The organism is Massilia aerilata, from assembly GCF_042656905.1.
GTDB lineage: Bacteria > Pseudomonadota > Gammaproteobacteria > Burkholderiales > Burkholderiaceae_D > Telluria > Telluria aerilata.
Window position 1 is genome coordinate 71846 of record NZ_JBHSMZ010000024.1, and the last position, 13835, is coordinate 85680.

Below are 13835 nucleotides of genomic sequence, written 5' to 3' on the forward strand. Positions count from 1 at the left end.
GCTGAACCAGGCGTGCGTGGCGCATCCTTGTCATCTTGTACATTAAGGGGATGCGCCATGACCGCCACCGGTTCGACTACCCCGGCTACCTGCGCGAGCGCCTGCTCGCTTCCGATCCCGCGCTGGAACGGCTGCAGAGCGGCCTGCGCGCCCTGCTCACCGCCGGCATCTGCGCCGGCGCCTTCCTGTTCCTGACCCGCTGGCTCGGCCTGAAGTACGAATTGTCCCTGGGCGGCATCGTGGTGCCGATGATCGCCGCCGCCGCCCTGCCGGATGCCGGCCGGCGCCAGCAGCAGGTGACCATGGCCTGGGTGCCGGTGGTCGCCAGCGCGATGCTGGTGCTGGGCAGCCTGGTATCCGGCAACCCGTGGCTGAGCGGCGCCTGCTTCCTGCTGGTGATTTTCGTGGCCTTCCAGGTGCGCCGCTTCGGGCCGCGCGCCAGCGGCCTGGGGACGATCGCCTACCAGTCCTTTTTCTACGCGCTGCTGCTGAAAGTGCCGCCCTCGAAGGCGCAGTGGGACCCGGTATTCGTGTTCAGCGGCTGCGCGATCGCCTTCCTCATCCGTTTCTGGCTGGTGCCCGAGCATCCCGGGCGGATGCTGCACAGCGAACTGCGCGCCTGGCGCGCCCGCATCGCCGCGCTGCTGGTCGACCTGGCACGCGGGCTGGAACAGGATGGCGGTGCTGGCCGCAAGCGCGTCGAGGCCCAGCTCGCGGCCCTGAATGCGCAGTCGCTGGACATCGATTCACGCATCGAAGATTTCGGCAAGGCGCCGGCACAGGGCGAGGCCGCCCGTCTGCGCGACGGTATCCTGCACGGCGAACTGGCGGCGGAAGCGGTCGATGCGGTCGTGCGCGCGGCGGATGGCGTGGACGATAGTCAGGATTTCGCCGCCGGCCTGCATGCGCTGGCGCGCGACATCCGCAAGGACCGGCCCCTAGACGCCGGCGCCTGGATCGATCGCCATGCTCCCGGCACGCTGCTGGAAGCCGTGCGCTGGCGCCTGCGCCGCGCGCTCGCTGCGCTTGCCGCCCTGCCCTCCCTGCGCGATCCCTTGCCCGCCATGGGCGACGAGCGCAAGCCGGCGCCGGCCGCCCCGCCGGCGTCCGGGGCGAAAGACGGGCACTGGCCCGACGACACCACCCGGCGCGCGCTGCAGGCCTGCGCGGCCGCGCTGGGCGCCCTGCTGGCGGGTCGCGCGCTGTCGCCGGACCACTGGTTCTGGGCGGTGTTCGCGGCCTTCGTGGTGTTCACGCGCTCGGCCACGGTCGGCCAGACCTTGTCGGGCGCCTGGCGCCAGGTACTGGCGACGGTGGCCGGTGTCGGCGTCGGCATCGCGGCGGCGGCGCTGGTGCACGGCAGCCGGAGCATCGAACTGTCGCTGCTGTTCGTGTTCATCGCGGCCGGTTTCTATGCCTTCCACGGCCTGCAGAATGCCTATACGGTGCTGCTGAGCGCCATGCTGGCGATGCTGTATGAATTGATGGGGATGGACAGCCCCGGCCTGCTGCTGCTCCGGCTGGAAGAAACCGCGATCGGCGCGGCCAGCGCCATCCTCGGCGCCAGGTTCGTCTTCCCGGCGCACACGCGCGACGAATCCGGCAGCAGGAGCGCGGACCTGCTGCGCGCCGCGGGCAAGCTGCTGCGCGCAGCCTGGACCGGACACGCGCCGGAAACGCGGCACGCGGCCGTGCGTGAGCTGGACCGCAAGCTGCAGGCGCTGCGCCAGGCCCTCGGCCCCGTCACCGGCGCGGCGTATCCGGGCTCGAAGGAAAACCGCCGCGAGCACCTGGCGCGGCTGGCGCGCATCGCCTATTGCGTGCGCCACGCATGCGCGCCGGGCGCCTGCGATGCATCTTCATCGGCGCAATCCGAAGCGCTGCGCGAGGCGGCCCGCGTGCTGGCCGCCAGCCTGGACGACACCGCAGCGCTGCTCGACACGCCAGGCGGGCGTGAGCAGCCCTCGGCAGCGCTGCCCGCCTTGCCCCTGCCGGCGGCGGACGAAGGCAACATCCCGCAGCAGCTTGCCATGCGCTGGCTGGCTGAAACCGACGATAAACTGCGCGCGATCCGCAAAGAGCTGCCGGCGCCCGGCAAGCCATGAAAAAAGGCGGCGGACATCGCTGTCCGCCGCCTTCATTCCAGGACTGGCCCGGGAAACATCACAATCTCGGAATCACGCCACCGCGGCTTCCTCGGCGCACAGCTTCAGGCTGGCGTGGCGGGCGTGGTTCAGGCCAGCCAGCAGCGCATCCTTATGCTGTTCCAGCAGGGCGAACACGGCATCCTTGGACAGCACGTACTGGTCGAGCAGCGTGTCCTTGAGCGCCACGATCACGTCCTGGTAGTCGCGGATCGAATTCAGGGTGTAGTTGTACAGCTCATCCGACTTTTCCTCGACCTGGCGCAGGGTGTGCTCGCCCGAGGCGTCGTTGCCCATCTGGCTGTAGTCGATCTTGGCGCGCGAGTACATCGACAGGCGGCCCACCATCAGGTTCAGCATCTTGGTGATCTTCTCGATGTCGTTCTGGCTGCCGACCGAGATGCCGCGGGCGCCGTAGAACAGCTCTTCCGCCGCCACGCCGCCGTACAGGCCGACCACGTCGGCTTCCAGTTCTTCCAATGTGCGCAGCGACATGTCTTCACCCGACTGCAGCACATAGCCCAGGGCGCCGATCTTCGACACGGCCTCGGTGCTGATCTTCAGCAGGTGCGACTTTTCCTTCACTTCGTCCAGGCTCATGCCGGCGCGCAGGAAGGGATCGATCTGCATGAAGAAGTGGCCCAGTTCGTGCACGGCGATGCGCTCGCGCTGCTTGTGCTTCTCGGCGGTGGTGGCGCGGTCGGTCAGGCCGATCGTGGCGCGCTCATAGGCACGGAACAGCAGGTCGGTATTGATGATGACTTTTTCCTGGATCGACAGCATCGAGGCGCGTTCGACCACGGATTCCAGCAGCGCCGGGCTCAGGTTCTGGGTGATCTCGGCCACCTGGTCGAGGTCGAGGTCGTCGAAGTCCACCAGGCCTTCCTTTTTACGCGACAGGAAGCTGCGCAGCAGTTCCTTGCGCTCGGCCTTGTTCGGCAGGCGGAAGTTGATCTTCACCGAGAAGCGGCGCAGCATCGCTTCGTCCATATCGGTCGAGGCGTCGTCGAAGTTCGAGGCGACGACCCAGATCACGCCCTGGCCCTTGTCGCTCTTCACGCCGTCCAGCAGGCCCAGCAGGGTGTTGGCGGTGTCGTCTTCCCATTTCTTTTCGCTGCGGCCGCGCGGCATGAACAGGCTCTGCGCTTCATCCAGGAAGATGATGCAGCGGCCCTTGCTCGAGGCCTTGCGGTACAGGGCGTTCAGCGCCTTCGAACCGCCGCCGACGTAGCCCGATTCCAGCGCCGAGCCCGAAGCCTGGATCAGCGGGATGTCCAGGCGCTTGGCCAGGTAGCCGACCAGCTTGGTCTTGCCGGTACCGGCAGGACCGGTCAGCATGACGTTGAAGGGCTTGTCGATGTTGTGCTCTTTGTACAGCTCGCGGTTGCGGATCATGTCTTCCAGGTGGAGGACTTCCTGCTTGATGTCTTCCATGCCGATCAGGTCGTCCAGCGAGCCTTTCAGCTTGTCCGGCGAGATCATCTGGGCGCCGCCGGCATTCATGCCCGGGATGCCGAATTTCAGGGCGTACAGGATCACGACCAGCACGGTCAGGTCGAGCGCGTGGCGCTTCATGAAGGAGATGACCTCGGAGGCGAAGCCTTCGTTCTCGTCCTGCAGCACGGCTTTATGCGAAGCCAGGTAATCGTCCTTGGCGATCGAATACGGGATCGCGTTCTTCAGCAGGACTTCGCGCTCCAGCGACAGGTGGGAGGTGCTCGGCACCTTCACCACGTGCAGCTGCGGCGCGCCCTTGAACTTGTAGATATAGCGCGGTGCATCGGACAGGGGCCGGGCCACCAGCAGGTAGTCGAGCTTGTCCTTCTGGCTGGCCAGTTCGGTGATCTCGGAGATGTTCTGCGAATGGACGACCGGCGACGGATCCTGCGGGACGTCTGCCTTGTAAATGAACCAGCCCACCATCATGCCCAGCAACACGGCGGTCAGGATACGGACATAGACATTCTTAAAGGCAATTTGAAGTCGGGCAAAATTGGGCATATATCAGTACTCTTTAATCTGAAGGTGCTTCACGACGTAGATAATGCGTGCCTTCCGAAATGCCGAGTGGACGCGAAAGGCGGCGGTGCAGGGACCGCAATGGATGCAAACGTAGGCGTCTGCTATTGTTTTGATGCCCGAAGGCAATGGGGATATGGAGACTATACCCCCAAAGAAAAGATACGTGTATACCGTGCGCTGAAAAAACTTTGAGACACAACACAGCTGATCAAATTGACATCGATTTTCTTTGTGATTTCAATAAGTTAGCTAAGCAAATCGCAAAGTTTATGCCGCTTTTTGCATATTAAATAAGTAGCTAGGGGATAATAATTTCAATTAGCTTAATTATAAAAAATTTATTATTTCCAATTGCTGAGAAACAGGTAACAAGACGTAACGAGCGCAATTCATGGCGCATTTTTGCTATGCTGGATTGGTACCCGGATGCGCTTTCCGAGGTGGACATTTGGAAGGAATGACCGTGAAACGATACGTTCTTGCCGCTGCATTCAGTTCAGCACTCAGCCTGCCTTGCGGCGCGGCCCAGGCCGCCGCCATCGACCTCGACACCAGCCACGCCATCCGCGCCCATCGCATTGCCGATGTCTCGACGGTCGGCCATACCGAGGTAGTCATGCCGCCCTCGCCTTCCATGTCCGAACTGCCGGAACCGGAAGTGTTTGCGATGATGCTGGTGGGCCTGATCCTGATCGGCTACCGCGCAAGCCGCGACAGCAGCGAAAAGTTCAAGAAGGACTGAGAGGAAAAACCGGAGAGTCGACGGCGCCGGAGGGCGCCGTTTTCATTTGCAGGATTTTTAGATGGGGAGAGGGCGCCCGATTACAAGGGCTCGCTGCACAGCGCGTGCAGCTTGAGCAGGGTCGCCCAGTTGCGCGAGGTGGTGGTGTCGCCCAGCTGCTTGCCGAGCGCAGCCGCGGCGGCGCTGTCGAGGATGCCATCGGGGCACCACACGTAGGCGGCGCGTTCGCCCAGCGCGGTGGCGCCGGATTCCCAGCTTTGGCCGCAGAGCCCTTCGAGCGCCTGGCGGGCCTGCGGCGTGGCATGCGGGCTCGAGAGAATAAAGGCCAGCAGGCGCGAATGGTCGCCGGCCTGGCCGAGCAAAGGATTGCTGGCAACGACATCGGCGAGCTCGGCGGCGTCGAGCACCAGCACGCGCGCCGCCACGCCCAGCTTCAGTACCAGGGCTTCCTCGATCTGCGCGGCGACTTCGTCCTGCGGCCGCTGCGGGCCGCTGAAGACCAGGTTGCCGCTGTTGAGGACACTGCGCACCTCATCGAAGCCGAGGTCGGCCACCAGTTTGCGAAGATCGGCCATGGCGACACGCTTTGCGCGCCCGACATTCACGCCCCTCAGCAGGGCAACGTAGCGATTGCTTGTCATGGCGCGCATGGTAGCCTGTCCGGGCGCCCCGTGGCGCAGCGCAGCATCCTCATTGCCGGCCGGCTTACTTGAGCAGGCCTTCGTCGCGCAGCGCCTGCTGCACCGCCGGGCGGGAAGCGACGCGCTGCGTGTAGGCGGCAAACACCGGCCACGCCGACAGATCGAATTTGACAAAGTTGGCCCAGCCCAGCACCGTGAACAAATAGCCGTCGGCCACCGTGAACTGCGAACCCATCAGGTAATCCTTGCCTTCCAGCTGGCTGGCCAGCCAGCCCAGTCGGTTCGTCAGATGGGTGCGCGCGGCCTCCTTCATGTCCTCGGTCGAGGTCGGACGGAACAGCGGGCTGAAGCTCTTGTGGATCTCGGTCGAGATGAAGTTCAGCCACTCGACCAGGCGATAACGCTCCAGCGTGCCGTTGGCCGGCGCCAGCTCGCGATCCGGGACCAGGTCGGCGATGAACTGGACGATGGCCGGGCCTTCGGTCAGCACGGCGCCGTCCTTCAGCTCCAGCGCGGGCACATAGCCCTTCGGATTGATTGCCAGGAAATCGGCGCCGCTCTCGGTCTTGCGGGCGCGGATGTCGACTTTTTCGGTCGTGAAGTCCAGGCCTGCCTCGAGCAGGGCGATATGGGGAGAGAGCGAGCAGGCGCCCGGGCTGAAATACAGTTTCATACTTGTCCTATCGAATTGAAACCTGCCGAGAATACAACAGTTTACGACAGCTTGCCGGCCACGGAGTGCCTGCTCCACCCGGATCGGGTGTTAATATAATTCCGTTAATGAATGGAAAGAGGGAAGTATGAATGGGGCTTACCAGCTGACACCCCTGCAAGATGCCAGCCCGGGTATGGTGCTGGGCGAGGTGCTGCGCGACGAAAAGGGAAATGTGCTGCTGGCACAGGGCGTGGTGCTGACCGAGGGCATGCTGGCATCGCTGGCGCGCCATGGCGTCGAGATCCTCCCCATCCTCGTGGCCAGTCCCGCCGCGCCGCCCATCGATGCGGCCCGCGTGCAGGAAAGACTGGATCATGTATTCCGCAAGCACGAGCGCGGGAGCAATGACGACTGGGCGACCACCATCCTGCGCCAGTACGTCGAGGATTTCCGCCTGCAGCGCGAGGTGCAGCGATGAGCAAACTGTCCCTGGAACAGCTGGCAGCCAGCGTGCAGGACCTGCCTTCCCTGCCGGCCGTCGTCATGGAACTGCTCAGCAGCATCGAGCAGGACAATATCGATATCTCGGTGCTGGCGAAAAAAGTGTCCTACGACCAGGCGCTGACGGCCAAGACCCTGCGCCTGGCGAACTCGTCTTCCTTCGGCCTGCAGGTGAAGGTGGCGACGATCCAGCAAGCCATCACCTTCCTCGGTTTCCAGACCACGCGCAACCTGATCACGGCGGCGGCCGTCACCGGCTGCTTCCCGAACGGGCTGTGTCCCGGATTCAACGACAAGGCTTTCTGGCGCCATTCGATCGCGACCGCGGTCTGCGCCCGTTCGCTGGCGCGGCGCCTGCGCTTCAACCAGGATGTCGCCTTCACGGCGGGATTGCTGCACGACATAGGCCGCCTGGTGCTGGTGACCGGCCATCCGCAGGCCTACGGCGAGGCGCTGGCCTGGCGCAGCGCGCACGATAGCGAATGGCTGGACGCCGAGCGCACGGTACTGGGCATCGACCATGTGGATGCCGGCGTGGCGCTGGCGGAGCATTGGAACTTTTCGGACACGATGCGCCAGGCGATCGCGTATCACCACGCGCCCGAGACGCCGGGCGCGGGATTTCTTGCCGCCATCGTCCATGTGGCCAACGCGGTCGTCCATGCTCTCGACCTGGCGGGCGAGGAAGATGAACTGGTGCCGGCGCTGTCCAGCGTGGCCTGGAATGCGATGGGCTTGAACGAAGATGCTTATATGGACTTGTTCCGCGAGACGGAACAACAACTGGAAGAAATGTCGGCCATCCTGATGACTTAAGGGGCGCTACCCCTCTCTCTCAGGACGGCCTGGAAATGACGGCAGCGGGTGCGAACCCGCTGCCGGGTCTTACCAGAGGCATGACAGGACCGGCTGTCATGCCCTCGGCATCAGTGCGCATAATTACCGGATTTGGCAGCGTCGCTCTGATCTTGCGGTTGGGCTTGCTGAGCGGCTTGTGCGGCAGCCTCCTTTGCAGCTTTTTCTTCAGGCTTCGGGCGGCCTTGTGCGTCCGACAGGCGATACTTGGTACGGCGGTCGCCCATCAGGTCGCGCAGGTCGCGGATGCTCATGCCGGTCACTTCGTGCATGCGGATCAGCAGCGATGCGCCGACCGGCAGGCGGTGGTGACGGATCTTGCTGATCACCGGCGGAGCAACTTCCAGCATGCGCGACAGCGCTGCGTCATTCTTCAGTTGCATCTTGCCGAGCAGGATGTCCAGCAGATGGTTCGGGTTGTAGCTTTCCTGTGAAGACAGAGCGTGATGTGCCATGATTACCTCGTGAGTGGTTAAAATAGTTCTCTTACGAACTTTGTTAAAGACTTCGTTTCGTCAACATAAGTTCCCGGATACGTTACCGAACGATCAATCGACTGCGCGTCGACAACGTCCCCGGACCCCGTGCGCTCCCTGACTCGCTACCCCCACGCACTTGTTTTTCGAACAAATTATCAAACTCATACGTCGGGTTCACACTCGACCGGAGCACGAAAATCATTGGTCGAAATCAAGCTAACGTTCGGAAAGCTTGTCATACAGTCATTTCAGCACATGGTGACAGATTGTGGCGCACGCAAGAGTTTTCTTGAACTTATTTTGCAATTACCAGTTCGTAGTCGCCATTTGATTTACAAGAAGAAATAAAAAAGAGTCGTTCCGGCAATGACAAACATAACAGTTAGCAACCGGATTTCAATATTTAACAATGTAACCGACTGTTTCAAAAATTTCGGTTAAGAAATTACTCATTCCGACCAGTACCGAAATCGGGTGCACACGTCCATTTCCGGGCGGGTTTCCAATTTGCGGTAAACTGGAATTCACTTGTCAAAGCATCAGCCATGCAGAAAAAAGTATTCATCAAGACCTTTGGTTGCCAAATGAACGAGTACGACTCGGACAAGATGGCGGACGTGCTCGGCGCGTCCGAAGGACTCGTACGCACCGACACCCCGGAAGACGCCGACGTCATCCTCTTCAACACCTGCTCGGTGCGTGAAAAGGCACAGGAAAAGGTCTTCTCCGATCTCGGCCGCCTGAAGGAACTCAAGCGCGGCAAGCCGGACCTGGTGATCGGCGTCGGCGGCTGCGTCGCCTCGCAGGAAGGCGAAGCGATCGTCAAGCGCGCGCCCCACGTCGACGTGGTGTTCGGCCCGCAGACCCTGCACCGCCTGCCGCAGATGATCCAGGCGCGCCGCGCCAGCGGATCGGCCCAGGTCGACATCAGCTTCCCGGAAATCGAAAAGTTCGACCACCTGCCGCCCGCCAAGGTCGAAGGCCCGGTCGCCTATGTCTCCATCATGGAAGGCTGCAGCAAGTACTGCAGCTATTGCGTGGTGCCCTACACCCGCGGCGAGGAAGTCTCGCGCCGCTTCGAGGACGTGCTGACCGAGGTCGCCGGCCTGGCCGCCCAGGGCGTGAAGGAAATCATGCTGCTGGGGCAGAACGTGAACGCCTACCGCGGCGCGATGCACAGCGGAGAAACTGCCGACTTCGCGCTGCTGCTCGAGTACGTGGCCGAAATCCCCGGCATCGAGCGCCTGCGCTTCGTCACCAGCCACCCGAAGGAATTCACCCAGCGCCTGATCGACGCCTTTGCCAGGATCCCGCAGCTGGTGAACCACCTCTACCTGCCGGTGCAGCACGGTTCCGACCGCATCCTGCAGGCCATGAAGCGCGGCTACACCGGCCTCGAATACAAGTCCATCATCCGCCGCATCAAGGCGGTGCGGCCGAATATTTCGATCTCGTCGGACTTCATCGTCGGCTTCCCGGGCGAGAGCGATGCCGATTTCGAAGCGATGATGAAGCTGGTGGAAGACGTCGGCTTCGACAACAGCTTCAGCTTCATCTTCAGCAAGCGTCCCGGCACCCCGGCCGCCAATCTCGAAGACGATACCCCGCACGAAGTGAAACTGGCGCGCCTGCAGCGCCTGCAGGCCCAGATCGACCTGAACACCCGCAAGACCAGCGCGGCGATGGTCGGCTCGGTACAGCGCATCCTGGTCGAAGGACCGTCCAAGAAAGGACAGGGAGAACTGGCTGGCCGCACCGAGAACAACCGCGTCGTCAACTTCCTCCCGGGCCTCGCCGGCGATACGCTGATCGGCCAGCTGGTCGACGTGCGCATCACCGAAAGCCTGGATTACAGCCTGCGCGGCGACCTGGTCGCCAGCATTGATACGATAGCCAAAGCAAGTTGAAAAACCAGACGCCTACCCAACCTTCGTACTTCATCCCCGAGCCGCTCGATAACACGCGGCTCGCCCATCTTTGCGGTCCGCTCGACGAGAACCTGCGCCAGATCTCGGCCGCCCTCGACGTCACCATCTTCCGGCGCGGCGAGAAGTTCATCGTCAGCGGCAGCAACGCCGAACGCGCGGTCGAGCTGCTCGAACGCTTCTACGCGGTGGCCAACAAGGTCGTGCCGATCGAGGAAGTGCAGCTGGCCCTGGTCGAACAGCGCGCCGGCCTGAAACCGGCCGCCGCCGAAGCACCCGCCGCGCCCGAAGTGAAAAAGGAACCGGGCGAAACCTTCACGGCGGAGGAAGAAGGCGGCGAGACCGACAGCGATCTGGTCAGCCCGACACTGAAGACCCGCCGCAGCGACCTGCGCGGCCGCACCCCGCACCAGATCCAATACCTGAAGGCGGTGCTCGAGCACGACATCAGCTTCGGCATCGGCCCGGCCGGCACCGGCAAGACCTACCTGGCCGTGGCCTGCGCCGTCGACGCGCTGGAACGCGACGCCGTCAAGCGCATCATCCTGACCCGCCCGGCCGTGGAAGCCGGCGAGCGCCTCGGCTTCCTGCCCGGCGACTTCGCGCAGAAGGTCGACCCTTACCTGCGCCCGCTGTACGACGCGCTGTACGACCTGCTCGGCTTCGACCGCACCCAGAAGCTGTTCGAAAAACAGGTCATCGAGATCGCCCCGCTGGCCTTCATGCGCGGGCGCACCCTGAACCACGCCTTCGTGATCCTGGACGAAGCCCAGAACACGACGGTCGAGCAGATGAAGATGTTCCTGACCCGGATCGGCTTCGGCAGCAAGGCCGTGGTCACCGGCGACGTCACCCAGGTCGACCTGCACAAGACCCAGCGCAGCGGCCTGGTCGATGCAATGCATGTGCTGAAGGACGTGCGCGGCATCGCCTTCTCCCACTTCTCCAGCGCCGACGTGGTGCGCCACCCGCTGGTGGGACGCATCGTCGACGCCTATGAAAAATCCGCCTCGATGCAGGAGCTTGGCGCCCTGCCCGGCGTGGCCAAACCCGTGACCCGAAATGCAAGAAAAAAAGCATAAGCTCGAACTGGACGTCCAGTATCCCGACACCCGCCTGGAAGCCTCGATCACGCCTGACATGATCGAACGCTGGGTCCAGGCCTCCCTGCTCGGCCCGGCCGAACTGGCGATCCGCTTCGTCGACGCCGCAGAAGGCCAGGTCCTGAACCGCGACTACCGCCACAAGGACTACGCGACCAACGTCCTCACCTTTGCCTACAACGAAGGCGAGGAACTGGCCGACGACGAACCGGTCCAGGCCGACATCGTGCTGTGCACCGACGTGCTGCAGCGCGAGGCGGAAGAGCAGAAGAAGACGGTCGAGGAGCACGTCGCGCACCTGGTGGTGCATGGCGTGCTGCATGCCCAGGGTTACGACCATGAGCATGACGAGGAGGCGGAGGAGATGGAGCAGCTGGAGCGCGACATCATGGAGGCGCTGGGCTACCCCGATCCGTACGCGGAAGAGTAAGTTATCGTCGTTCCCGCGCAGGCGGGAACCCAAGCTTGCAAGCGCTATCGTAACGCACGCAGAACTTGGGTCCCCGCCTGCGCGGGGACGACGCTTTATGCCTTTTTCAACTGCTCCGCTATCGGCAGCTTCCGCACCCGCCTCCCGGTCGCCGCGAACACCGCGTTGGAAATCGCCGGCGCGATTCCCGCCGTTCCCGGCTCGCCGATCCCGCCCGGTTCGTCGTGGCTGTTGACGATATATACCTCCACCGTCGGCGCCTCGTTCATGCGCATCACACGGTAGTCGCCGAAGTTGGTCTGCTGCACCCGCCCGTTCTCGTGGGTGATCTGGTCCCATAGCGCGGCGCTGGCGCCGAACACGATGCCGCCTTCCATCTGCGCGATGATGCCGTCCGGGTTGACGTTCTGGCCGCAGTCGACCGCGCACACCACGCGGTGCACGCGGACGTCGCCGTCCGGGCCGACCGAGACTTCCGCCACCTGCGACATATAGCTGCCGAAGGCGAACTGGGTCGAGATGCCGCGGCCCACCTTGCGTCCGGCCACCGGTTTCAAGGGCCGGCCCCAGCCCGCCTTCTGGGCCGCCAGGTTCAATACCCCCAGCGTGCGCGGCGATTTCTGCAGCAGCGCGCGGCGGAAGGCGACCGGGTCGGTCTTGCTCGCATACGCCAGCTCGTCGATGAAGCTCTCGACCACGAAGATGTTGTGGGTCGGGCCGACGCCGCGCCAGAAGGCGGTCGGCACGCCGGGCGGTTCATGGCGCACATACTCGACGCGCATGTCGGGAATCGTGTACTGCAGGTCGGCGGCGCCTTCCACGGCATCCGGGTCGACGCCGTTCTTGACCATCGGCGGCGCGAAGCGCGACATGATCGAGGAACCGGTCACGCGGTGGAACCAGGCCACCGGCATGCCCTTGTCGTCGAGCTTCGCCGACAGGCGGTCGTAGTAATAGGGGCGGTACATGTCGTGCTGGATGTCTTCCTCGCGCGTCCAGATGACTTTCAGCGGACCCTTGGCCAGCTTGGCGAAGGCCACCGCCTGCAGCACGTTGTCGACTTCCAGCCGGCGCCCGAACCCGCCGCCCAGGTAGTGGTTGTGCACCTTGACCTTCTCGATCGGCAGGCCGGTCACCTTGGCGGCGGCGCCCTGCGCCAGCGCCGGCACCTGGGTGCCGACCCACAGCTCGCAGGCGTCCGCGCGCAGGTCGACCGTGCAGTTCATCGGCTCCATGGTCGCGTGCGCGAGGAAGGGCATCTCGTAGACCGCGTCGATGCGGCGTCCACCGCCTTCCTGGCCCAGCACCTTCAATGCATCGCCCTTGTTGGTCGCAATCGCGCCGGTGCCTTCCGCGGCCTTGGCCATGTCGGCCACGATGGACGCGGTGCTGACCTTGGCGTTCGGGCCGTCGTCGAAGCGCGGCGCGGCCGCGAGCAGGCCCTGTTTCGCGGTCCAGAAGTTATCGGCCACCACTGCCACCGCGCCCTCGATGCGCAGCACCTGGCGCACGCCTTTCACCGCCATCGCCTTCTGCTCGTCCACCGCCGCCACCTTGCCCCCTAGGACCGGCGAGGCCATCACCGCCGCGATCCCCATGTTGGGCAGGCGCGCATCGATGCCGAACATGGCCTGGCCATTGGTCTTGACCGGCGAATCGAGGCGCTTGAGCGATTTGCCGATCAGGGTGAAGTCGGCCGCGTCCTTCAGCGTGACCGTTTTCGGAAACTGCAGCTTCGATGCGGCGTCGGCCAGTTCGCCGAAGTGGGCCGAGCGGTTCGAGGCGGCGTGGCGCACGGTGCCGCCGACCACGCTGAGCTCCTTCTGGTCGACCTTCCAGGTCTGGGCGGCCGCCTGCACCAGCACCGTGCGCACCTTGGCGCCGGCTTCGCGCAGCGGCTTCCATGCGCCGCGCACCGAGGTCGAGCCGCCCGTCACCTGGCCGCCCAGCATCGGGTCGGCATACAGGCTGTTGTCGGCCGGCGCCTGCTCCAGCTTCACTTTCGAGAGGTCGGCGCCCAGCTCCTCGGCCAGCAGCATCGGCATCGAAGTGAAGGTACCCTGCCCCATTTCGACCTTGTGGATGATCAGGGTGACGATGCCCTCCCTGTCGATGCGGATGAAGGCGTCGTGCGCCAGGCCCGCCGGTTCGGAGGCGGCGGTGGCGGCCTGGCCGACCGCCGTCTCGGACGGCTTCTCCTTGCGGTCGTTCCGCCCTTCCTTGCCGTCACGGCTGCAGCCGAACAGCGAAAAGCCGAACAGCAGTCCGCCGCCGGCCACCGCGCCCGCCTTCATGAAGCCGCGGCGCGCGTTCGATACTTTGTCTTTGGTTTCCATGT

At 63.9% G+C, this 13835-nt stretch carries 12 protein-coding genes; 7 read left to right on the forward strand and 5 right to left on the reverse strand.

Annotated elements, in window-relative coordinates:
* Nucleotides 1-50 precede the first annotated feature (50 nt).
* Entirely contained in the window at nucleotides 51-2105 is a 2055-nt protein-coding gene (locus ACFPO9_RS23770) for an FUSC family protein (RefSeq protein WP_379775799.1), read from the forward strand.
* 72 nt (nucleotides 2106-2177) lie between these two features.
* On the opposite strand, the gene ACFPO9_RS23775 is transcribed toward ACFPO9_RS23770, so the two are convergent.
* On the reverse strand, nucleotides 2178-4145 hold the full coding sequence (locus tag ACFPO9_RS23775; protein ID WP_379775802.1) for an AAA family ATPase: 1968 nt from the start codon (nucleotides 4143-4145) through the stop codon (nucleotides 2178-2180).
* A gap of 484 nt (nucleotides 4146-4629) precedes the next feature.
* Between ACFPO9_RS23775 and ACFPO9_RS23780 the strand changes: the two genes are divergently transcribed.
* Nucleotides 4630-4908, forward strand: coding sequence for a hypothetical protein (locus ACFPO9_RS23780; protein WP_379775805.1), 279 nt, complete (start codon nucleotides 4630-4632; stop codon nucleotides 4906-4908).
* A gap of 80 nt (nucleotides 4909-4988) precedes the next feature.
* On the opposite strand, the gene ACFPO9_RS23785 is transcribed toward ACFPO9_RS23780, so the two are convergent.
* Nucleotides 4989-5558, reverse strand: coding sequence for a DUF1697 domain-containing protein (locus ACFPO9_RS23785; RefSeq protein ID WP_379775808.1), 570 nt, complete (start codon nucleotides 5556-5558; stop codon nucleotides 4989-4991).
* A gap of 55 nt (nucleotides 5559-5613) precedes the next feature.
* Nucleotides 5614-6222, reverse strand: a complete 609-nt coding sequence (gstA, locus tag ACFPO9_RS23790; protein ID WP_379775811.1) for a glutathione transferase GstA — start codon at nucleotides 6220-6222, stop codon at nucleotides 5614-5616.
* 127 nt (nucleotides 6223-6349) lie between these two features.
* Between gstA and ACFPO9_RS23795 the strand changes: the two genes are divergently transcribed.
* Together ACFPO9_RS23795 and ACFPO9_RS23800 are read left to right on the forward strand one after the other, a co-directional pair.
* Nucleotides 6350-6682: a hypothetical protein gene (locus ACFPO9_RS23795; RefSeq protein ID WP_379775814.1), complete on the forward strand. Its 333-nt coding sequence runs from the start codon at nucleotides 6350-6352 to the stop codon at nucleotides 6680-6682.
* The gene (locus ACFPO9_RS23800) at nucleotides 6679-7521 is read left to right on the forward strand and encodes an HDOD domain-containing protein (RefSeq protein WP_379775817.1); all 843 of its coding nucleotides are present in this window, start codon (nucleotides 6679-6681) and stop codon (nucleotides 7519-7521) included. The genes ACFPO9_RS23795 and ACFPO9_RS23800 overlap by 4 nt, the downstream gene beginning before the upstream one ends.
* Before the next feature lie 110 nt (nucleotides 7522-7631).
* Here the strand turns inward: ACFPO9_RS23800 and ACFPO9_RS23805 are convergent, their stop codons facing one another.
* The gene (locus ACFPO9_RS23805) at nucleotides 7632-8015 is read right to left on the reverse strand and encodes a hypothetical protein (protein WP_379775820.1); all 384 of its coding nucleotides are present in this window, start codon (nucleotides 8013-8015) and stop codon (nucleotides 7632-7634) included.
* A 569-nt stretch (nucleotides 8016-8584) separates the two neighbouring features.
* On the opposite strand from ACFPO9_RS23805, the gene miaB reads away from it, so the two are divergent.
* Genes miaB through ybeY form a run of 3 tightly spaced genes read left to right on the forward strand, consistent with a single transcriptional unit; the run spans nucleotide 8585 to nucleotide 11497 of the window.
* The gene (gene miaB / locus ACFPO9_RS23810) at nucleotides 8585-9946 is read left to right on the forward strand and encodes a tRNA (N6-isopentenyl adenosine(37)-C2)-methylthiotransferase MiaB (protein WP_379775822.1); all 1362 of its coding nucleotides are present in this window, start codon (nucleotides 8585-8587) and stop codon (nucleotides 9944-9946) included.
* On the forward strand, nucleotides 9943-11046 hold the full coding sequence (locus tag ACFPO9_RS23815; RefSeq protein WP_379775825.1) for a PhoH family protein: 1104 nt from the start codon (nucleotides 9943-9945) through the stop codon (nucleotides 11044-11046). Before miaB ends, ACFPO9_RS23815 begins: the two co-directional genes overlap by 4 nt.
* Nucleotides 11027-11497 (forward strand): rRNA maturation RNase YbeY, encoded by a 471-nt coding sequence (ybeY, locus tag ACFPO9_RS23820; protein ID WP_379775828.1) that lies wholly within the window; start codon nucleotides 11027-11029, stop codon nucleotides 11495-11497. Before ACFPO9_RS23815 ends, ybeY begins: the two co-directional genes overlap by 20 nt.
* A 95-nt stretch (nucleotides 11498-11592) precedes the next feature.
* Here the strand turns inward: ybeY and ACFPO9_RS23825 are convergent, their stop codons facing one another.
* Nucleotides 11593-13833, reverse strand: coding sequence for a xanthine dehydrogenase family protein molybdopterin-binding subunit (locus ACFPO9_RS23825; protein ID WP_379775831.1), 2241 nt, complete (start codon nucleotides 13831-13833; stop codon nucleotides 11593-11595).
* Nucleotides 13834-13835: the final 2 nt, after the last annotated feature.

Bases quoted from the DNA above. Each gene is read 5' to 3' on its own strand.
- ybeY (WP_379775828.1), top strand. From the start codon at position 11,027: ATGCAAGAAAAAAAGCATAAGCTCGAACTGGACGTCCAGTATCCCGAC.
- ACFPO9_RS23825 (WP_379775831.1), bottom strand. From the start codon at position 13,833: ATGGAAACCAAAGACAAAGTATCGAACGCGCGCCGCGGCTTCATGAAG.
- gstA (WP_379775811.1), bottom strand. From the start codon at position 6,222: ATGAAACTGTATTTCAGCCCGGGCGCCTGCTCGCTCTCTCCCCATATC.
- ACFPO9_RS23805 (WP_379775820.1), bottom strand. From the start codon at position 8,015: ATGGCACATCACGCTCTGTCTTCACAGGAAAGCTACAACCCGAACCAT.
- ACFPO9_RS23795 (WP_379775814.1), top strand. From the start codon at position 6,350: ATGAATGGGGCTTACCAGCTGACACCCCTGCAAGATGCCAGCCCGGGT.
- ACFPO9_RS23800 (WP_379775817.1), top strand. From the start codon at position 6,679: ATGAGCAAACTGTCCCTGGAACAGCTGGCAGCCAGCGTGCAGGACCTG.
- ACFPO9_RS23775 (WP_379775802.1), bottom strand. From the start codon at position 4,145: ATGCCCAATTTTGCCCGACTTCAAATTGCCTTTAAGAATGTCTATGTC.
- miaB (WP_379775822.1), top strand. From the start codon at position 8,585: ATGCAGAAAAAAGTATTCATCAAGACCTTTGGTTGCCAAATGAACGAG.
- ACFPO9_RS23785 (WP_379775808.1), bottom strand. From the start codon at position 5,558: ATGCGCGCCATGACAAGCAATCGCTACGTTGCCCTGCTGAGGGGCGTG.
- ACFPO9_RS23770 (WP_379775799.1), top strand. From the start codon at position 51: ATGCGCCATGACCGCCACCGGTTCGACTACCCCGGCTACCTGCGCGAG.